General features: G+C 69.6%; 13 protein-coding genes and 3 pseudogenes. 9 read left to right on the top strand and 7 right to left on the bottom strand.

From position 1 onward, the window contains the following. Nucleotides 1–511 precede the first annotated feature (511 nt). Both ACIBK0_RS47305 and ACIBK0_RS47310 read left to right on the top strand, forming a co-directional pair. Complete coding sequence (locus tag ACIBK0_RS47305; protein ID WP_399095262.1) at nucleotides 512–1,210, top strand: SDR family oxidoreductase; 699 nt, start codon at nucleotides 512–514, stop codon at nucleotides 1,208–1,210. 351 nt (nucleotides 1,211–1,561) lie between these two features. Continuing rightward, nucleotides 1,562–4,036 carry a SpoIIE family protein phosphatase gene (locus ACIBK0_RS47310; protein WP_399095265.1) on the top strand — a complete coding sequence of 825 codons (2,475 nt, stop codon included), beginning with the start codon at nucleotides 1,562–1,564 and terminating at the stop codon, nucleotides 4,034–4,036. A gap of 214 nt (nucleotides 4,037–4,250) precedes the next feature. Here the strand turns inward: ACIBK0_RS47310 and ACIBK0_RS47315 are convergent, their stop codons facing one another. After that, nucleotides 4,251–4,841: a TetR/AcrR family transcriptional regulator gene (locus tag ACIBK0_RS47315; RefSeq protein WP_399095268.1), complete on the bottom strand. Its 591-nt coding sequence runs from the start codon at nucleotides 4,839–4,841 to the stop codon at nucleotides 4,251–4,253. Between the two features lie 169 nt (nucleotides 4,842–5,010). Here ACIBK0_RS47315 and ACIBK0_RS47320 point away from each other — a divergent pair, with 169 nt between their 5' ends. The 3 genes from ACIBK0_RS47320 (at nucleotide 5,011) to ACIBK0_RS47330 (ending at nucleotide 8,060) form a co-directional block, all read left to right on the top strand. Then, nucleotides 5,011–5,640 carry an isochorismatase family cysteine hydrolase gene (locus ACIBK0_RS47320; RefSeq protein WP_399095271.1) on the top strand — a complete coding sequence of 210 codons (630 nt, stop codon included), beginning with the start codon at nucleotides 5,011–5,013 and terminating at the stop codon, nucleotides 5,638–5,640. After that, a complete protein-coding gene (locus ACIBK0_RS47325; RefSeq protein WP_399095274.1) occupies nucleotides 5,637–7,214 on the top strand; it encodes an aldehyde dehydrogenase (NADP(+)) in 1,578 nt (525 codons plus the stop codon). The genes ACIBK0_RS47320 and ACIBK0_RS47325 overlap by 4 nt, the downstream gene beginning before the upstream one ends. 360 nt (nucleotides 7,215–7,574) lie before the next feature. Continuing rightward, nucleotides 7,575–8,060 carry a lipocalin-like domain-containing protein gene (locus ACIBK0_RS47330; protein WP_399095277.1) on the top strand — a complete coding sequence of 162 codons (486 nt, stop codon included), beginning with the start codon at nucleotides 7,575–7,577 and terminating at the stop codon, nucleotides 8,058–8,060. A 300-nt stretch (nucleotides 8,061–8,360) separates the two neighbouring features. Here ACIBK0_RS47330 and ACIBK0_RS47335 read toward each other — a convergent pair. After that, a pseudogene (locus ACIBK0_RS47335) lies at nucleotides 8,361–8,495 on the bottom strand (transcriptional regulator); the annotation flags it as partial. 415 nt (nucleotides 8,496–8,910) lie between these two features. Between ACIBK0_RS47335 and ACIBK0_RS47340 the strand changes: the two are divergent. Then, nucleotides 8,911–10,122, top strand: a pseudogene (locus ACIBK0_RS47340) (IS110 family transposase). A gap of 541 nt (nucleotides 10,123–10,663) precedes the next feature. Here the strand turns inward: ACIBK0_RS47340 and ACIBK0_RS47345 are convergent. From ACIBK0_RS47345 to ACIBK0_RS47360, 4 genes are all read right to left on the bottom strand, one after another. Continuing rightward, complete coding sequence (locus tag ACIBK0_RS47345) at nucleotides 10,664–10,930, bottom strand: hypothetical protein (RefSeq protein ID WP_399095280.1); 267 nt, start codon at nucleotides 10,928–10,930, stop codon at nucleotides 10,664–10,666. Nucleotides 10,931–11,217: 287 nt separating this feature from the next. After that, entirely contained in the window at nucleotides 11,218–12,066 is an 849-nt protein-coding gene (locus tag ACIBK0_RS47350) for a helix-turn-helix domain-containing protein (RefSeq protein ID WP_399095283.1), read from the bottom strand. Between the two features lie 12 nt (nucleotides 12,067–12,078). Next, entirely contained in the window at nucleotides 12,079–12,597 is a 519-nt protein-coding gene (locus ACIBK0_RS47355; RefSeq protein WP_399095286.1) for a DUF6879 family protein, read from the bottom strand. Beyond that, entirely contained in the window at nucleotides 12,578–12,853 is a 276-nt protein-coding gene (locus ACIBK0_RS47360; RefSeq protein ID WP_399095301.1) for a hypothetical protein, read from the bottom strand. The genes ACIBK0_RS47355 and ACIBK0_RS47360 overlap by 20 nt, the downstream gene beginning before the upstream one ends. Nucleotides 12,854–13,412: 559 nt before the next feature. Between ACIBK0_RS47360 and ACIBK0_RS47365 the strand changes: the two are divergent. Beyond that, nucleotides 13,413–14,215, top strand: a pseudogene (locus ACIBK0_RS47365) (IS5 family transposase). Nucleotides 14,216–14,282: 67 nt separating this feature from the next. On the opposite strand, the gene ACIBK0_RS47370 reads toward ACIBK0_RS47365, so the two are convergent. Next, a complete protein-coding gene (locus ACIBK0_RS47370; protein WP_399095289.1) occupies nucleotides 14,283–16,553 on the bottom strand; it encodes an MMPL family transporter in 2,271 nt (756 codons plus the stop codon). 175 nt (nucleotides 16,554–16,728) lie between these two features. Here ACIBK0_RS47370 and ACIBK0_RS47375 point away from each other — a divergent pair, with 175 nt between their 5' ends. Then, complete coding sequence (locus tag ACIBK0_RS47375) at nucleotides 16,729–17,901, top strand: sensor histidine kinase (RefSeq protein WP_399095292.1); 1,173 nt, start codon at nucleotides 16,729–16,731, stop codon at nucleotides 17,899–17,901. Continuing rightward, nucleotides 17,876–18,538: a response regulator gene (locus tag ACIBK0_RS47380; protein ID WP_399095295.1), complete on the top strand. Its 663-nt coding sequence runs from the start codon at nucleotides 17,876–17,878 to the stop codon at nucleotides 18,536–18,538. Before ACIBK0_RS47375 ends, ACIBK0_RS47380 begins: the two co-directional genes overlap by 26 nt. Nucleotides 18,539–19,238: the final 700 nt, after the last annotated feature.

The raw sequence follows: 19,238 nt of genomic DNA on the forward strand, positions 1-19,238 counted from the left end.
CCCACATGGCGCCGGGTTCCGCATGCACCTGCTGCGGCACTGCGCAGGGACGAGTCTACTCCCTGAGTTTCATCTTGCAATTCAGATCTCCAGCAGCCGCTTCGGCCGACGGCCCCGCAGGCCACCGACCCCACGAGCCCTCGCCTTCAAGCCCTGCGCGCAACCGGCACTGCCGCGGCCGGCGCGCCCCACACCTCCAGCAGCTGAAGCGCATCAAAGACACCAGAACAGGCAGATCGGGTGTTATCGGCCTCAATCCTGAGCTAAGCTGACTTGCATATATAAATCCAGATGCTAACGTGGGTTCCACGAACGGCGTGCTGGAGGCGAACCGCCCGGGAACGCTTGACCATGGGATGCCGTTCCGGCCGCGCCGGATGGTGCGGCAGCGGCCGTCGAGCCGACCGCGGCCGGATTACGCCCCCCATTCCTGCCAGTCCTGCCCGGCCGGCAGACGACGACTTACCAAGAGCCCGCCCGGACAGGGCGTGCCTGTCGCAAAGGGAAAACGATGGACATCAAAGGATCAGTCGCCCTGGTGACGGGCGCCAATCGCGGCATCGGCCGCGCATTCGCCCGCTCACTGATCAACCACGGCGCAACGAAGGTCTACGCCGGTGTGCGCGACCCGGCCACCGTGGAGGATTCCGACCTGGTCCCGCTGCGCCTGGACATCACCGACCAGGCGGACGTCGCCGCGGCCGCCGCCCTCGCCAACGACGTCTCCATCGTGATCAACAACGCGGGCATCGGCGGCGGCGGCACTCAGCTTCTGGAAGGCACCTTCGACGGTGCGCGCCAGGCGATGGAGGTCAACTACTTCGGCACGTGGGCCGTTTCCCGGGCCTTCGCCCCGGTCCTGGCCCGCAACGGCGGCGGCGCGCTGGTCACCATGCTCTCGTTGGCTTCCTGGGTCGGCCAGCCGCAGTTTCCCGGCTATGCGGCCTCCAAGGCCGCGCAGTGGTCACTGACGGACGCCCTGCGGCAGGCCCTGAACGCGCAGGGAACCCTGGTGGTCGGAGTGCATGCCGGTTTCGTGGAGACGGATCTCAGCTCCTGGACCAACGCCTCGAAGGTCACCCCCGCCACCGTGGCCGAGCTGACCATGGACGCCCTGACCGGCGACCAGTTCGAAGTCCTCGCCGACGAGGAGACCCGGCGCGTCAAGGCCGCACTGTCGCAGCCGGTCAGCGCGCCCTCCGGCCTCTGATGCCTCGCATGCCTCGCGTCGGCCAGCACGAGGCTGTGGAGCCTGGCTGCCCCGAGGAAGGGGACGCAGCCGTGTCCACCCCCGGTCGGCAGTGCGCCGGCCGGGGCCGGGAACGGCCGCACAGGGGGGTCCACGCGCATGGCGTTGCGGAGCCGGTCGGCCGGGGATCTCTCTTTCCCCGGCGCACGCCCTCGCCGCGGGTCCGCCGCCCTGGAGGAGCGCTTCTGCCGCAAAGCCTGCCGGGGCCGCGAGCGCAGGCCGAGCACCCGGCGCGCTCCACCACGGGGCACACCGACGCGGCGTACACAGACGCGGCGTACACAGACGCGGCGTACACAGAAAGGATGATCGATGGGCAGTTCCATGGGAGCGGCATTCGCCGCAGCCCAGACGGCCGTTGAGGCGGCCAGCGCCGGCGCGGCCATAGCCCTGCTGGACGCGGAGGAGAGGGTGGTCGGGTGGACCCGGGCCGCCGAGCGGCTTGTCGGCTACGCGCCGGCGGACGTGGTGGGCCGCTCCGCCGCCGTCCTGCTGGCGGACGGCAAGGACCGGGCGAAGGCGTCGTCGTTCTTCGAGCAGGGCACTGCCCGCGGCCGCTGGTCCGGCTTCGCCAAGATCCGTCACCGTGACGGCCACAGGATCGACGTGCGCCTGTGCGTGCAGTCGCTGTCCGGACAGGACGGCCGGGCCCAGTGGGTCGTATCGGCGACCGACAAGGCAACGCCTCCCGCGTGGGCGGCGGACCGAGCGGTGCCGGAGTCACTCCCGGGGGCACTGCATCTCCCGAGCCGCCTGCCGGTCGGTGTCGTGATACGCGACACCGCGCTGCGCTGCATCTGGGTGAACGACACCCAGGGCTTCAAGGACGGCATCCCCATCTCACGGCGGCTGGGGCGCAGGCTGCCAGAGGCGGCCCCCGGCACCGAGGCCGCAAAGCTCGAGGCACTGATGCACCAGGTGCTGCAGAGCGGCGTCCCGGAACTCAACGTGGAATACCGGACGTTCCTGCCGGCGCATGCCCACAGGGGACGCACCCTGACGGCCTCCCTCTTCCGCCTCGACGACGCACAGGGCCGTGCCCTGGGCGTGTGCGCCGTGAGCGTGGATGTCACCGACAGCCGACGGGCGCGAGAGCGTCTGGCGATCCTGGGCGAGGCCAGCAAGCGGATCGGAACCACCCTGGATGTGATGCAGACCGGGCAGGAACTCGCCGACCTCGCGGTGCCGCTCCTCGCGGACTACGTCACCGTCGACCTGGCGGAGTCGGTTCCCCTCGGCGAGGAGCCCCTGGCACGCCTCGGCCTGCAGGGCGGGCGCACCCCCGCGCTCCGCCGCGCCGGCCTGGCCTCGATCCGCCAGGAGGCCCCGGACTCCCTGGCCGCGCGGGGAGAACCGGTCTTCGTCCCGCCGGCGTCGCCCTTCACCAACGTCCTGCGCTCGGGGAAGTCCCACTTCGAGCCGGTGCTGGACACCTCGCCCGGCACGTGGCTGGACCACCACGATGCAGTGCGGGCGGCGATCGACGACTACACGGCGCATTCATTGATCGTCGTCCCGATCCACGCACGGGGGGCCGTGCTGGGCGTGGCGGTGTTCGTACGGACCCACGACCGTGCGCCGTTCGAGGAGGACGACCTGCTCCTGGCCGAGGAACTGGTCAGCTGGGCCGCGCTGTCCCTGGACAACGCCCGCCAGTACGCGCGTGAACGCTCCGCGGCCCTCGCCCTGCAGCGCCACCTGCTCCCCCACTACGCGACGGGCGGCTCTGCCGCCGACGTGGCCTCGCGCTACCTGCCGGCAGACAGTCACCACGGCGTGGGAGGCGACTGGTTCGACGTGATCCAGTTGCCCGGCGCCCGGGTCGCTCTGGTCGTCGGAGACGTGGTCGGACACGGCATCAACGCGGCGGCGACCATGGGCCAGCTCCGCACCGCGGTACGCACTCTGGCCGACATGGACATGCCTCCCGACGAACTGCTGACCCGCCTCGACGAGCAGGTCATCCGCCTCGCCGGGGCAGGTGCCGACCCGGGTGACCCGGCCAACGCAACCATGGCCGCGACGTGTCTGTATGCCGTGTACGACCCGGCCACCTGGTGCTGCACGATGGCGCGGGCCGGCCACCCGCCGCCCGCGATCGTCGATCCGCACGGTGACGTCACCTTTGCCCGTCTGCCTGCCGGAGCGCCGCTCGGCCTCGGGCTGGTCCCCTTCGAGTCCGTGACAGTTCAACTGCCCGAGCACACCACGCTCGCCTTCTACACCGACGGCCTGATCGAGGACCGCAACCAGGACATCGACGTCGGAATGGACCGCCTGGCCACCGTGCTGGCGCAGCGTGGCCTGACGCTGGACGAGCTCAGCTCGTCGGTGGTGGAGACGCTGCCGGCGAGGGCACCGAGCGACGACGTCACCCTGCTTCTCGCCCGAACCCGCTCACTGGGCCCGGACCAGGTCGCCTCGTGGCAGCTTCCGGCCGACCCGGCCGTCGTCAGCCGCGCCCGGGCCCTGGCCACCCGGCGACTGGCCCAGTGGGGACTGGACCACCTGTCAACGTCCACGGAACTGATCGTCAGCGAACTTGTCACTAACGCCATCCGGCACAGCGACGGCACGATCGGCCTGCGCCTCATCCAGCACGAGGCGCTGACCTGCGAGGTCTACGACACCAGCAACAGCCACCCGCGCCTGCGCCGCCCCCGCACGACCGACGAGAACGGCCGTGGCCTCGCCCTCGTCTCGCACCTGTCCCGCCGATGGGGAACCCGCAACACACCGGGCGGCAAACTCATCTGGGCCGAACAGCAACTGACACCCAGTCCGTGACAGCGCGCCCCCACACCCCATGTCCCGGCGAGGCATGACCCATCGGTCCCACCCTTGACCGGTGACGAAGGCCGTTGCGGGCGTGGTCCCATGCAGCGACCGTGCAGCCCGGGCGGACGCAGATGTTCCGCCGATCCCCGGTCCGCAGGAGAGGATTCCCATGACCTGGGAGCCTTGCCGGCCGGCGACGAAGTGATCCGTGCCGGGGAACGCGTCAGTCGGCGGGAGGCAGAGGTCCTGACGCGCGCCGCTTGAGTTGGCCGGTCACCGTCTCCAGCAGTTCGTCGGAGAGGTCGGGGTCGGCCAGGGCCCGGGACATGAGCGTGGCGCCGACCAGGGCGCTGAGGGTGAGCATCGCCTCGGCCCGGGCCTCCTCGGCGTCGCCTTCGAGGCTGGCGATCAGGTCGAGGTACGCGCGGACCTGCTTCTCGTAGGCCTCTTTGAAGTGCTGGTCGCCGCGTCCGGCGGCGGCGCCGAGGGTGACCAGGGCGCAGCCGGTGGCCGGCGAGTCGCGGTGCTGTTTGGCGAGGTAGGCGTCGACAAGGCCGGCACGCGGATCCTGCTCGTTCTTGCGCGCGGCCCTCTCCATTTTCGCCGAGCCCTCGGCCAGGGCCACGGCCGAAGCCTGGGAGATCAGGTCGTCCCGGGAGGTGAAGTGCTTGTAGAAGCCGCCGTGCGTCAGCCCTGCCTCCTTCATGAGTTCCGCGACGCCGGGGCGGGTCACGCCCTCGGCGCGGACCTTGCGGGCCGCGATCCGCAGCACCCGCTCGCGGGATGCCGCCTTGTCCGCCTGCGAGTGCCCCATGTCGGGCCTCCCTTCGAGGAGCTGGTGCATGCCGCCGACGCGGCTGGATGACTTGCATCATACACATGGCACGAATAACCGAATGCGAGCTGCATCTATTTGACTTTCAGGATGACTCTGGTAATCCTCAATCTAGATGTTGTACATCATCCAGATCTGAGGAGACACCTTGACCGGGACCTACGACCCCCGCCGTTTGGCGGTCCTGCTCGTCGACCCCTACAACGACTTCCTCTCCGAGGGCGGCAAGGTCTGGCCGCGCCTGGAGCCCCTGGCGGAGGAGGTCGGCCTGCTGGACCACCTGCGCTCCGTGGTCACCTCCGCCCGCGAGACCGGCGTCCGTGTGGTGTTCGTCCCGCACCGCCGCTGGGAGCCGGGCGACTACGAGACCTGGGACCACCCGAGTCCCACCCAGCGCAAGATCCAGGAGCGGCACAACTTCGCCCGCGGCACCTGGGGCGGCCAGTTCCACCCCGACTTCCAGCCGCAGGCCGGCGATGTCGTCGCCCAGGAGCACTGGGGGCAGAGCGGGTTCGCCAACACCGACCTGGACCTCCAGCTCAAGCAGCACGGCATCACCCACGTCGTGGTGATCGGCCTGCTGGCGAACACCTGCATCGAATCCACCGGCCGGTACGCCATGGAACTCGGTTACCACGTGACGCTGGTCCGCGACGCCACCGCGGCCTTCCGCCCCGAGGAAATGCACGCCGCGCACGAGCTGAATGGCCCCACCTACGCCCACGCCATCGTCACCACGGACGATCTCACCACCGCATTCAAGGGAGCCCGGGCATGACACTGACCGGAGAACTGCTGATCGGAGCGGCCCGCGTGCCCGCCACCGCGGGAACGATGAAGGCCCTCGACCCCGCCACCGGAGAGCTCCTCGAGCCCGAGTTCTCCTTCGGCGGCCCCGCCGAGGTCGACCGCGCCCTCCGCCTCGCCGACGAGGCCTTCGACGGCTACAGCCACATCGGCCTGGCCGAGCGCGCCGCATTCCTCGACCTCATCGCGGACAAGCTCGAGGCGGTCAAGGACGAACTCGCCGCGCGTGCCTCGCTGGAGACCGGCCTGCCCGCCGCCCAGCTCGAGGGGGAGACCCTGAGGGCTGCAGCACACTTCCGCAAGTTCGCCACCGTCGTCCGTCAGGGCCGGTTCCTCCAGGCGACCATCGACCCCGCACAGCCGGACCGCCAGCCCGCACCGCGCATGGACCACCGGATGCAGAAGGTGGCCCTCGGCCCCGTGGTGATCTTCGGCGCCAGCAACTTCCCGATCTCCTACTCCGTTGCAGGCGGCGACACCGCGTCCGCCCTGGCCGCCGGCTGCCCCGTAGTCCTCAAGGCGCACAACGCACATCCCGGTGCCTCCGAGATCCAGGGACGCGCCATCCAGCAGGCCGTCGCCGAAGCGGGACTCCATGAAGGTGTCTTCTCGCTGGTCCGGGGCGCGGGCAATGACATCGGCGAGGCACTGGTGTCTCACCCCCTGGTCCGGGCGGTCACCTTCACCGGCTCCGAGGGCGGCGGCATGGCCCTCTTCCGCCGGGCCCAGCAACGCCCCGACCCCATCCCCGTGTTCACCGAGATGACCAGCGTCAACCCGACCTTCGTCCTGCCCGCCGCCCTGGCAGCCCGGGGCGCACAGATCGGTGCCGACGTCGCCCAGCGCGCGCAGTACAACGTCGGCCAGGCCTGCCTGAAGCCCGCCGTCCTCCTCGCCATCGACGGCCCCGGCTTCACACAACTGCGCGACGCGGCGACGGCCGAGGTGGAGAAGACAGCCGCGCGGACCATGCTCACGCCCGGCATCCACGACTCCTACACCCGCCGCGTACAGCGGATGGAGGAGGACGGCGCCACCCGGATAGGCGCGGGAGCGGCCCCGGTCCGCGCCGGGGACGGCCAGTCTGTGCTGTATGAGGTCACCGGCGAGCAGTTGCTGGCCGAACCGGCCCTGCGTGAGGAGGCCTTCGGCCCCGCCGTCCTGCTGGTCCGGCTGACCGACCCGGAGCAACTGCAGGAAGTCGCCCGCTCCTTCCGAGGACAGCTGTCGGCCACGGTCCACGCCGAGACGGCCGACCGCGACGGCGCCGTTCAACTCCTGCCGATCCTGGAGCGCCGCACGGGCCGCATCGTGATCAACGCCTTCTCCATGCCGCAGGAGGTCTCCTACGCCTCCGTCCACACAGGCCCCTTCCCGGCCACTTCCGACAGCCGCTTCACCTCCGTCGGGATGAGCGCGATCGAGCGGTTCCTGCGGCCGGTCACCTACCAGGGCTTCCCCGACGAGCTGCTGCCCGAACCGCTGCGCGAGGCCAACACACTGCACCTGTGGCGCCTCGTCGACGGCGAACTCACCCGCAACTGACCCCCCGGGGCCTGCCCCCCGGCAGGCCCACTCTGCTCTCCCCTCTCCAAGAAGCAGCACGCTGTCCACCGTCCCGGGCACGAACCGTGGCACCATCCCCGGCTTCGCCACCGCCACCGCGACATCGTCCCCCTCGCCGACCGCGCTCGGCCGCGCAGCCTCACCGCCCTGCTGCTCACCGTTCACCTCAACCGACCCCGCTCGCAGGGCCAGAGGCCAGTGCCGCGCGCCCTGCGCCGGCCGTCCCCGAACACCACCAGGCGCTCCACGAGGCCGGCCGCCGCCCGCCCGCCTCGTCGCCGCGGGGAACCCCACGCGACGGGGCCGGACGACGAACCCACCGAGGAAGGGAACTCATCCATGACCACCGACGACCACGCCACGGCAAGCAGCGAACGCAAGGCCTGCGAAGAGGTACGCAAGAAGCTGCTGGGCGCATGGAACCTGGTGTCGTACACCGCCGCAAGCACGGACGGCCAGGTCATCCACCCACTCGGCCCCCGGCCCCAAGGGCTGATCGTCTACACCCCCGACGGGCACATGTCCGCCCAGCTGTGCCGCGGTGACCGCCCGCACATGGGATCCGACCGTCTCGAGGAAGCCGCCACGGAAGAACTCGCCCAGGCAGCGCTGACCTACGTCGCCTACGCAGGCCCCTTCCACGTGGCCGATCCGACGACCGTGGAACATCACGTCGCGACCAGCATCTTCCCCAACTGGGTCGGACGGCCCCAGGTCAGGACGGTCACCTTCGAAGACGAGCTCCTGAAGCTGAGCCTGGCCACCCCCACCCGCCTCTGGGGCACCCACCGCACGGCCGAACTCACCTGGCGCAGACCGCGCTGACACCATCGCGGCGACGGAGGACTGCGTCCAGTCCACGGCCGAAGTCCGGTACCCCGGATCGGCGAGGGAGGCTGCGCAGGCGCCCAAACCGCACCCCACATCCCCTGCTTGCTACCCAGGACTGGATGAGGTGTGCTCGGCCAGCAGGCGCAGTTCCTCGTCGTCGGCAGGGCCCAAGCCACGGCCGCCGACAAAGATCTCACCCACTGGGTCACCGCGACGGTGGGTGCCTCCCGGCTTCGGTGTCGGGTGACGGTGACGGAGTCGGGGTGCCGGTGTGTGTCGGGGTGTTGGCGCTGGTCAGGCGGCGAAGCCGACGTTCGTCACGTACTCGTACTGTCCCCACTGCGAGCCGAGATCCACGATCTGATCGACCCATGCCTCGTCCAGTGCCCGGTCGTCGCCGGCTGCCCAGGCCCGCACGACGGCGTCCCAGTGAAGATCCACCATCTTCGATTCCGCAGGTCATCGGGGCTGGTGTGAGTCAGCGATCTTGTACCCGCCTGTCAGCCCAACTGGCCAGCATGGCACTCAGGTTGGAAAAGGCTCAGTGTCGAAGAGCAGTTTTATGGGGCGCTCGCAGAATCCGCCGAGAACAGCATGCAGAGAGAGCGGCACGACCTGCCCATTACCTTCGTCGTAGAGCCCGGTTCGGGTTCGTGGCCATCGGGGCCGGTATGACTCGTTGCCCCTGTCCTTGATGATCCGGGGGGTGCTGTCGCTGGTCCCGGCGGCACCGGTTGATCGCTGATGGAAGCGTGTCCGCCCACGGGCAGGGCTGCGTAATGTGGCTGCCGATCTCCGGTGCCCCGCAGGCCATCCGTTGTGCCGGGAGGGGAGGGAAAGCCCGGTGACCAGCAACGACTTCACGTCGATCGATGTCTTCTGCGCCCTGGACGTCGGCAAGTCCGAGCACCACGGCACGGCCCTGCTACGCGATGGCCGCACGACCTTCGACTAACCGCTGCCCAACGGTGAGCCGCAGCTGCGGGAACTGTTCGCTCACCTCAAGCGCAAGGGAAAGGTCCTGGTCGTGGTCGACCAGCCGGCCTCCATCGGCACCCTGGCGGTCACCGTCGCCCGCGCCTGTGGATGCGAAGTCGCCTACCTGCCGGGCCTGTCGATGCGCCGGCTCGCCGATCTGCACCCCGGCACCGGCAAGACCGACGCCCGCGATGCCTACGTCATCGCCGATGCCGCCCGCACCATGCCCCACCTGCTGCACGCCATCGACCCGGCCGAAAGCGTGCGGGCCGAACTGACCATGGTCCTGGGCCACGACGACGACCTCGCCCAGGACGCCACCCGCACCTCCAACCGGCTGCGCGGACTGCTCACCTCCATCCACCCCGCCCTCGAACGCGTCCTCGGGCCCCGCCTGCGGCACCCGGCCGTCCTGGCCCTGCTGCAGACCTTCGGCTCCCCGGCCCAGCTGGCCCAGGCCGGCAGCGAGCAGATCGCGCAGGTCATGCTCCAGGCGGCCCCGCGGATGCGCAGTGCCCACACCCTGGCCGGCCAGATCACCACCGCCCTGGCCGAGCAGACGGTGCAGGTTCCCGGCACGGCCTCGGCAGGGGAGATCGTCTCCGGCCTGGCCGAGGCCCTCGCCGTCCTCCTCAAGCGCCGCGAGATCCTGGAAACCCGCGTCGCCGCCCTGCTGGAGGCCCACCCTCTCGCGAAGGTCCTGACCTCCATGCCCGGGGTCGCAGTCAGGACCGGCGCCCGCATCCTGGCCGAGGTCGGCGACGCCAGCGCGTTCCCCACCGCCGCCCACCTGGCCTCCTACGCGGGTCTGACCCCCACCACGCGTCGTTCCGGGACCTCCATCCGGGGCGAAGGCCCGCCCCGCGGCGGCAACAAGACGCTCAAACGGGCCCTGTTCCTGGCCTCGTTCGCCTCGCTGAGCAGCCCCGAATCACGGGCCTACTACGACAGGAAGCGCGCGGAGAAGAAGCGACACAACGCCGCGCTCATCTGCCTCACCCGCCGCCGTGTCGACGTCCTGCACGCCATGCTCAAGCACCGCGCCCTCTACCAACCCGGACACGAACAAACAGCCTGACCAAGCCCACAGACCTTGACCGAACAGATAGAAGCACCCCCCGACAGCCGAGATTGGTGATCGGACCTCCAACCGCACGGACTCGCTTGATTTGGGGTACCTGAACGTCTGCTGCGATGCCAGGAAACGAGCACGGATCTCCCCTCCCCCGGGCCCGTCAGACCTCAATGCGGGCTTCGCCTACCGACCCGCTACGCCGCCAACACATCCACACGCCCGGTCGTCAGTCAACCTGGCCAGCGACCGGGCATCGAACAACTGACGCATGGACAACCGCGGTCGAGTCAGCAGAAGTCGTAAGCGGTACGCCCCTCAAGGTGCCTGACCAGCAAGAATCCCAGAACGAACAATAGCGGTCTGCATGAGGATGACATGGGCTTTCGTCAGTCATGTCATAGCCGACAAGCACAGCCCGTCAGTGCAACGTCCCCGGTCAGCCCCCACTCTTCACTGACATCCACGTGACGACCAGCAGCTGACACTCCCCCGCAGACTGTCACATGCCGGATGGTGTGGCGCACGTAGCGCAGGACCGCGCGGCTCATCCGAACGCCTCAGCGGGCAGCGTGGGGCCGTCGTCGGTGCCGCCTTGGGGCAGGGCGAAGGGCAGCGCGTTGAGTAGCTTCACCGCTGAGTCGAGCGGGAGTGCCCCGACTTCCACATAGGCGCGGCCCTTGCCGGTTACCAGGGCCCGAACGCGCGCGGCTGCCTCTTCGGGGATGCCGGCGCGCGTGAGGGCTGCACGCAAGAGAGCCGCCGTGTGCTCCGCCTCAGCACGAGCGCTCTTGTACCGGTCCATGGGGATCACGAGCGGCGCCCCTTGTGCGGGTGGCTGCGGATCTCCACATTGCAGTCAGAGACCTTGGACCCGTTGCCCTTGGCTCGTGCCTCGCTGCGCTCCCTGCCGAGCGCTGAACACACATCGCACTGCGGTGCCGGGGGCGGATCCGTGTCCAGCCTCAGCGGCAGTTCAACAGGCAAAGTTGCGTATCTCGTCGGCTCGCTCATGGCGTCCCCTCGCGTCGTGCGAATGACGACAACGCTAGGAACCCGGAGGCTTCAACTTCCAGGAGATTGCACGAGATTGCATGGCAATCACCCGAGCGCGTCCATGGCTGCAGTGATCAGCGCGCGGGCGCTCGCGCCGTAGACGGCCAGATCTGCCAACTCCGCGAACGTGTCGGCGTAGGCGCCTACCTCGCTGGGCTGCGTGAGCGTGAGATAGCCGGAGACCAACTCGACGTTGACCTGTTCCGCGTCGAAGATCCAGAACCCTTCTACCGGCATCCGGGACCGATCGGGCCCCGTGGGTAGCACACCCAAACTGACGTTGGGCAATGAGCCGATCGTGAGCAGGTGGCCAAGCTGCCCGATCAGCACGTCTGCCCCGCAGAGTCCGTTACGCAAGACGGATTCCTCGATCAAGAACGCGAACCTTCGGTCACTCTCGTACAGCACGCGCTGACGCTCCATGCGGACGGCCACAGCTTCGGCCACGTCGTCCACCTCTACCCTGCGGCGCTGAACAGCGCGCAACACGGATTCGGTGTAGCCGTACGTCTGGATCAAACCCGGCACGAACCAAGACGAGTAGGAGCGGAAACGGTGGGTCCGCTCAAACAGCGGCAAGCGCGCTTCCTGAGCCTGCTTGAGTCCGGCACGCTCCATGCGCCGCCAGCCAACCCACATGCCCTCAGCGGTCCGCAGCGAGGCAATCAGATCGGCGGTCTGCTCCTGCGCCCCGCACACCCGGCACCAGGCCCGAACGTCGGCCTCTGACGGGGGCGTACGTGCGTTCATGATCCGTGACGACTTGGACGGATGCCAGCCGCAGCGCTCGGCGATGTCGCGCCCGGACAGCCCGGCATCCCGGCACAGCTCGGCGAGCCGATCCGCTAGAGCCTGCCGAGCCTGCTGGGCACTTGAAGACGGAGAGAGAGCCATGGTTCCGGTAGATCAGCGAGGCCGGTACTCCTCGTGAGGGATAGCCCGTTGCCACACGGCCTCAAAGGCGTCGGCGCAGAGCTTTACCCGCGCTGGATCGTCCGTGTACTCCCGTCCGTCCTCGTCCAACTGCCCATCCCCAGTGAAGTGGTGAAAGAGTGCCTGCGTGTCGTCGAACACCCAGAAGTCCGTACCGGGCAGCGCAAGATCGGTCGTCTTACGCCTCGGCAACCAGCGGACCGACTCACCCGCCGCGATGTTGGTGAACGTGCCGTCGTACTCATAGCGGACGTAGTCACTGATCGGCTCAGAGACGATGCGCGCGCGCCGGACTACGACGCCACGGGCGATCGCATCACGCACCGCGTCATGCCAGCCGCCCCACCACGAGGACCGGTCAGCGGGGTCTAGTCGCTTGCCCCGCTGCCATGCGATGAACTCGGGGTCATCGAGCATGTAGCTGTCGCGCAACTCAAGGTGTACCGCTGAGCGTTGGGCCGTCGCCAGGGCGTTACGCGCCGGTGGTTGCACTTGCCGTCTCTCCGTTGCCGTCGTCCAGTCGGGGGATGTGCTTCAGCATGACCGCTGGAAGCCTGATGATCGTCTCGTGGTCGGGGACGTCCGTGGAATGGCCAGGGATCGAACCAACCTCCTGACACTCCTTCACTTCCTCTTCGGTCGCCTTGTACGACTGGATCAGAAGGTCTCCCGTCTCCTCGTGAAGCCAGATCGTCGGAGACTCGTCGGTCGGCGTGTTCGGGATGATGCCGAGGAACTTTAAGGTCACGGTCGCTCCCGCTGTCGAGTGGGTTGCACCAGCGTGCACGAGCGTCATCTCCAGGGCGGAACAGCGTCAAGGGGGCATGCATCAGCGGCACGGTTCGCGGCGCCACGCGGCAAGGGACAAGACGGGCTGCCAGATATGACAAAAGCCCCCGCCTTTCACACCAGTGATGGCGCGAGGCGGGAACTTGCATCAGGTTGTGGAGCGGCAGGCGCGGTACGTCGAGCGACGACCATCAGGACGACGACGATCGCGCACGAACCATGAACGGGGGCGGGCTGCTGCCCAGATGACCATGAGCAACTCCGTGCGGAGGTTGGGCTATTCGGCGAGCGTCGGATACCGGCAGCCGGTGCGCTCGGACACGCCGAAGTGCTCGGCCGGCAAGGCGACGCGGGGGTGTTCCGAAGAACGAGTCGTCGACCAGGCCGATCAATAGTCCTCCCCGCCGACGCGGGGTGTTCCGTCCTGGGCACCGTGCCCGTCTAGGGCGCGTATCGAGTCGTGATCAATTTGCGGGATGTGCCTTCGTGGCACGGTCCGGTCCGATAGACGGTCTTACGTGACGCGAGTGCAACTGACCGATCCGGATTGGGAGTTCATCGAGCCGTACCTGCCGATCGGCGAGTACGGCCCGTACCCCGAGCGACTGCGGCAGCAGTTCGAGGGCGTGATCTGGCGGTTCAGGACGGGCGGGCAGTGGCGGGAGATGCCGACGGAGTTCGGCGCCTGGTCGACCGTCCACAACCGCTTCCGGCAGTGGCGTGACGCCGGCGTCTTCGATGCCTTGCTGGAGGGCCTGATCACGGAAGCCGCGAAGCGGGGTGAGGGTCCGGCGTCGGCGGAAACTCCGGCTGAAGGCCGCCCTCCTCGGACGATCCAGAGGCGGGCAGACCAGCAAGGTCCACCTCGCCGCCGACCGCAAGTGCCGCCCGCTGGCGTTCATCCTGACCACAGGCCAAGCAGCGGACAGCCCGCAGTTCATCCCCGCCCTGAAGAAGGTACGGGTACGCGGGCCCGTCGGCCGACCCCGCATCCGGCCGGACGCGGTCGCCGGGGACAAGACAAGACTCGTCCCGCGGAAACCGCGCCCACCTGCGCAAACGCCGTATCAAGGCGGTCATCCCGGAGAAGAAGGACCAGGCCGCCAACCGGAAGAAGAAGGGCTCCAGAGGTGGCCGACCCGTCAGCCACGACGCCGATCTCTACAAGGAGCGGAACACCGTCGAACGCCTGATCAACAAGCTCAAAGCATGGCGAGGCATCGCCACCCGATACGACAAGACTCCGGACAGCTACCTCGCCGGTCTCCACCTGCGCGCCTCGATGATCTGGATCAAGGACCTCACCAGGACCACCCGATGATCATGACTCGATATGCCCCTAGGTGACGCGCTGAGGTGCCGGACGCCAAGGGCGGGCAGGAGTTGAGTCAACGGTCAACCAGCCGTGGACGCGGGGCTTCACCCGTGGATTCCGCGTCGGTGTCGTCGGTGCCGACCGGGCCGCGGGGAAGCATCCAGTCTAGCCACTTCGGCAGCCACCAGTTGGTCCGGCCGAGGAGTGTCATGGTCGCCGGTACCAGCACCATGCGTACCAGCGTGGCGTCGATGAAGATCGCGGTGGCCAGGCCGAGTCCGAACATTTTGGTGGACGGGTCGTCGGCGACGGCGAAGGACAGGAAGACCGTCACCATGATGAGCGCGGCCGACGTGATGATCCGCGCGGTGCCCGAGACGCCTTCGACGATCGCCGTGCCGTTGTCGCTGGTGCGCACGTACTCCTCGCGAACGCGCGAGAGAAGGAACACCTCGTAGTCCATCGACAGGCCGAACAGGATGGCGAAGAGGAACATCGGGATGAACGACACGATCGGAACCGTCGCTTCCAGCCCGATGAGTGAGCCTCCCCAGCCCCACTGGAAGACCGCGACCATGATTCCGTATGCCGCGCCGATGCTCAGCAGATTCAGCAGCACCGCCTTGAGCGGTACGAGTATCGAGCGGAAGACCAGCATCAGCAGCAGGAACGACATCGCCAGCACGGCGGCGACGAACACCGGCAGGCGTTGGCTGGTGCGTTGGCCCACATCGGACAGGCTCGCGGCGGCGCCGCCGACGTGGGCCCTGGCCGGGCCGTGCCCGATCGCCGTGGGCAGCACGTCGGTGCGCAGCCGGGCGATGGTGTCGGCCGTGGCCTTGTCCTGAGGGCTGGTGGTCGGGAACACCACGAGGGTCGCGATGCCGGTGGCCCGATCGATGTGCGTCGGCGCGACGGATGCGATGCCCGGATCCGCCGCGACCGTTGCGACGAGTCGGTCCAGCACTCCCGGATCACCGGTGGGGTCCGCGGCGATGACGAGGGGACCGTTGGTGCCCGGGCCGAACCCCTCGGCGACGAGGTCGTAGGCCCGGCGCTCGGTACGGCTGTGGGACAGTGAGCCGTCGTCGGGCAGGCCGACGCGCAGGCCGAGCACGGGCAGCGTCGCGGTCAGCAGCAGCCCCGCCGCGCCGACCGCGTACGGCACCGGGTGCTGGCTGACGTGCCCGATCCAGCGCCGCCACCCGGCGGCGTGGGCGGCGCCTGCCGCCGGGTCCCGCCGCCGTGCGAGTCGGCCCAGCTTCCACCTCTGAAGAGCCCTGCCGATCCGACCGGCCCGGGCCAGGCGCATGCCGGCGGCGCCGAGGAAGGCCGGCAGCAGTGTCACCGACGCGACCACCATGATCAGGACGACGATCGAGACGGCGAGCCCGCCCACCGTCATGAACGGCACGTTCGCGACCGCCAGTCCGAGGATCGATACGACGACGGTGCCGCCGGCGAAGACCACGGGGCGCCCCGCCGTGGCCACCGCCCGTCCGGCCGCCTCGTGGGGATCGAGTCCGCGCGCGAGGTACTCCCGGTGGCGGGCCAGCACGAACAGGGCGTAGTCGATGCCCACCCCGAGCCCGACCATGCTGCCCAGGACCGGGGCGAAGGTCGGGACGTCCGTCATCCCCGCGAGTACCGTCATCGTGGCGACTCCGACGGTCAGCCCGAAGACCGCCATGCCGATCGGCAGCGCGGCGGCGACGAGCGAACCGAACGCCAGGAACAGGATCGCGGCCGCGGCGAGGAGGCCGATCAGCTCGCTCGCGCCGCCGTCGGGGTCGGAGAAGACGTAGAAGAGGTTCCCGCCCATTTCGATGCGCAGCGGCAGCTCGCCGCGCAGCCGGTCGCCGAGATCGACGAGGGCGTGGAGGTCCTTGGCCGACAGCCGGCTCTGGTCGGGGTACTGCACCCGGACGACTGCGATCCGTCCGTCGGCCGAGACCAGGCCGCCGCGCACGGCGGTGTCGCCGCCTGTGTCGACTGCCCCCGCCGGGTCGGTCGTGCCGAGCACGTGCGGCAGTAGCCTCACCTCGGCCTGCAGCCGCGCGAGCGCGGTGCGCGCGCTGCCGTGGTCGAGGAACGTCGCCCCGCCGTCGAGGGGGGTGACGACCACCTGGGCGGTCATCCCCTCCTGGCCGGTGCCGGCCCGCTCGATCAGTTCCGCGGCCCGTTGGGAGTCCAGTCCCGGAGCGGTCATCGAGTCCGCGGTCCGCCCGCCGACGGTGACCGCGGCCAGGACGGCGAGCGTGGCGGCGATCAGCCATGCCGCGATCACCCGCCAGGGATGGCGGGCGGCGCTTGCGCCCACGCGCAAGAGGGCTTTCGAGAGCATCGGGTCCTCCAACCACCTCGTCGGCCGTCCTTGTACGGCCGCCGATGCCGAGGCTCGTCGCCGCGGCGCTGCGGGACATCGGCTCGCGGGCCGCGGATCCGCCGGCCCCAGGACGGAGTAGCGCCCCGTCCTTTCGGCCGATGCGCGGCACGGCGCGGTCCCTAGGCTGAGAACCGTGCTGCGAGACGACCTTCGAACCCTGTGGACCGAACCACGGCCGCCCGACGCGCCCGCCCGGGTGTGGCGGGACTGGGCACTGCTCGGCGCGGGCCTGGGCGGTGTGGTGCTGGAGGCCGCACTGCGCGAGGACGTGGTGTGGCGGCCGGTGGCCGTGGTGCTCGCCGTCTGGCTGTGCGTGCTGCCCCTGTGGCGCCGGACCCGCCCGCTGGCGATGGTCGTGCTGGCGTTCGGCTCGATGATCCTGCTCCAGGTGGCCTCCCTGGTCGCCGCACCCAGCGAGCCCGTCGGCCTGAACACCGGCGCGATCGTGCTCGTACTGGTGTATGCGCTGCCCCGGTGGGGGGCGGGACGGGAGATCGTGCTGGGCGGCGCGGTGATCCTCGGGGCCTTCGCCATGTCGGCCGTTACGGACGACACCCCGGCCGCCGAACAGGTGGGGGGCTTCGTCTTCCTGTTCCTGCCCGGCTTGATCGGGGCCGCCGTGCGGTTCCTGGCGACCGCTCGCGAGCGGCAGTTGGAGAAGGTACGCTCCCGCGAGCGCGAGCAGCTCGCCCGGGAACTGCATGACACGGTGGCCCACCATGTTTCGGCCATGGTGATCCGCGCCCAGGCGGGCCGGGTGCTCGCAGGCACCGACCCGGCCGCCGCCGTCGAGGCGCTGGAGGGCGTCGAGGAGGAAGGTGCGCGCACGCTGGAGGAAATGCGAGCCATGGTCGCCGCGCTGCGCGACCGCGGGGCCGGCGCCGAGCTGGCGCCTCCTGCCGGTGTCGCGGATCTGGAGCGCCTGGTGCGCACCCCGGGTGGCCGCCTCAGGGTCGACCTGGGGCTGGACGGCGAATTGGAATCGCTGGCCCCGGCCGTGGACGCGGCCGTCTACCGCATCGTGCAGGAGTCGGTGACCAACGCCATGCGCCATGCGGTCAACGCGACCGAGGTCGTCGTCCGGGTCACCGCGGAACGGCACAAGGTACGGGTGAGCGTGCGCGACAACGGCCAACGCACGGGCCGAGGCCGCGACGGATACGGACTTGCCGGACTGCGCGAGCGCGCTGCCCTGCTCGGCGGCAAGCTACAAGCGGGCCCCGGCGCCGACCAGGGCTGGCATGTCGAAGCCGAGCTGCCGAGAGGGAGGACGGAGAGCGGTGTCCATCCGCGTCCTACTCGCTGACGACCAGACCATCATCCGTACCGGGCTGCGGATCATGCTGAACGCCCAGCCCGGCATCGAGGTGGTCGGCGAGGCCGCCGACGGACAGGAAGCGGTACGTCTGGCCCGCGAACTGCGTCCCGACGTCTGCCTGTTCGACATCCGCATGCCCGGGCTCGACGGGCTCGAGGCCACCCGGCTGGTCGCCGGCCCCGGCGTCGCCGACCCGCTGGCCGTGGTCGTCATCACCACGTTCGACCTCGACGAGTACGTCTACGGCTCACTGCGTGCCGGCGCCCGCGGATTCCTCCTCAAGGACACGGGACCGGACCTTCTGGCGCAGGCCGTACGGTCGGCGTCCGACGGTGAGGCGCTCATCGCGCCCAGCGTCACCGTCCGTCTGCTCCAGGCATTCGCGGACCTGCCCGCCGGCCGGCCCGTGGCCCAGCCGGTCTCCCCCGTCACCGCCCGCGAGGAGCAGGTGCTCCTCGCCGTCGCTCGCGGGCTGACCAACACCGAGATCGCCGATGCACTGCACATCAGCCTCAGCACGGTGAAGACCCATCTGGCCAGCCTGATGGCCAAACTCGGCGCCCGCAACCGGGTCGAGATCGCGATGTGGGCCTACGAAACGCGCCGTATCCTCCCCGGAACCTGAGCCGGGGTGCCGGGCCATGTCCCATGAGTCCCCGCCCGGACATCAGTGCACCGGTCGGCTCACGTCGGCTCCACGTGCCTCACCCGCCCCAGAGCGTGACGTACCAGGAGGCCGGAACTGGGACGGTGAGACACCCGATACGACAAGACTCCCGACAGCTACCTCGCCAGTCTCCACCTGCACGCCTCGGTGATCTGGATCAAAGACCTCACCAGGACCACCCGATGATCACGACTCGATACGCGCCCTAGCTGCCGTGGTCGGGCTCGTGGTCGGGCCGACCACGCGTCTCAGCCCTGGCGTGGATGTGGTGCGCAGCCCGATTGCGCATCCTCGGACGGGCGGTGCGCAATCGGGCTGCGCAACCGATCGAGGTTCGTGCGCAGTCGGGTTGCGGGGAGCGGATGCGCATTCCAGTCCGTGGATCTTCCTGTCCCCATGCGCAGGTCTTGGTTTCGCGATGCGCAGGCTCCGGCCGCGGCCGGAGCCGCGTCCGTCTGCGTAGCGGTGCGCGGGCCCCGATCGCCGTGAGGCACGCGGGTCGCACGCCGGTGTTCGGCCTGGGACGTGTGGCCGGGCAGGTGGCCTGTCGTAGGCCCGTGGGGGGGGGGGGGGGGGGGGCCCCCCCCCCCCCCCCCCCCCGGGGGGTGTGAGCCAACGGGAGGGGGGGGGGCTTAGGGGGGGGGGGGGGGGGGCGGGG

The organism is Streptomyces sp. NPDC050564 (assembly GCF_044457265.1).
Classification (GTDB): Bacteria; Actinomycetota; Actinomycetes; order Streptomycetales; family Streptomycetaceae; genus Streptomyces.

Bases quoted from the DNA above. Each gene is read 5' to 3' on its own strand.
- ACIBK0_RS47305 (WP_399095262.1), top strand. From the start codon at position 512: ATGGACATCAAAGGATCAGTCGCCCTGGTGACGGGCGCCAATCGCGGC.
- ACIBK0_RS47310 (WP_399095265.1), top strand. From the start codon at position 1,562: ATGGGCAGTTCCATGGGAGCGGCATTCGCCGCAGCCCAGACGGCCGTT.
- ACIBK0_RS47315 (WP_399095268.1), bottom strand. From the start codon at position 4,841: ATGGGGCACTCGCAGGCGGACAAGGCGGCATCCCGCGAGCGGGTGCTG.
- ACIBK0_RS47325 (WP_399095274.1), top strand. From the start codon at position 5,637: ATGACACTGACCGGAGAACTGCTGATCGGAGCGGCCCGCGTGCCCGCC.
- ACIBK0_RS47330 (WP_399095277.1), top strand. From the start codon at position 7,575: ATGACCACCGACGACCACGCCACGGCAAGCAGCGAACGCAAGGCCTGC.
- ACIBK0_RS47350 (WP_399095283.1), bottom strand. From the start codon at position 12,066: ATGGCTCTCTCTCCGTCTTCAAGTGCCCAGCAGGCTCGGCAGGCTCTA.
- ACIBK0_RS47370 (WP_399095289.1), bottom strand. From the start codon at position 16,553: ATGCTCTCGAAAGCCCTCTTGCGCGTGGGCGCAAGCGCCGCCCGCCAT.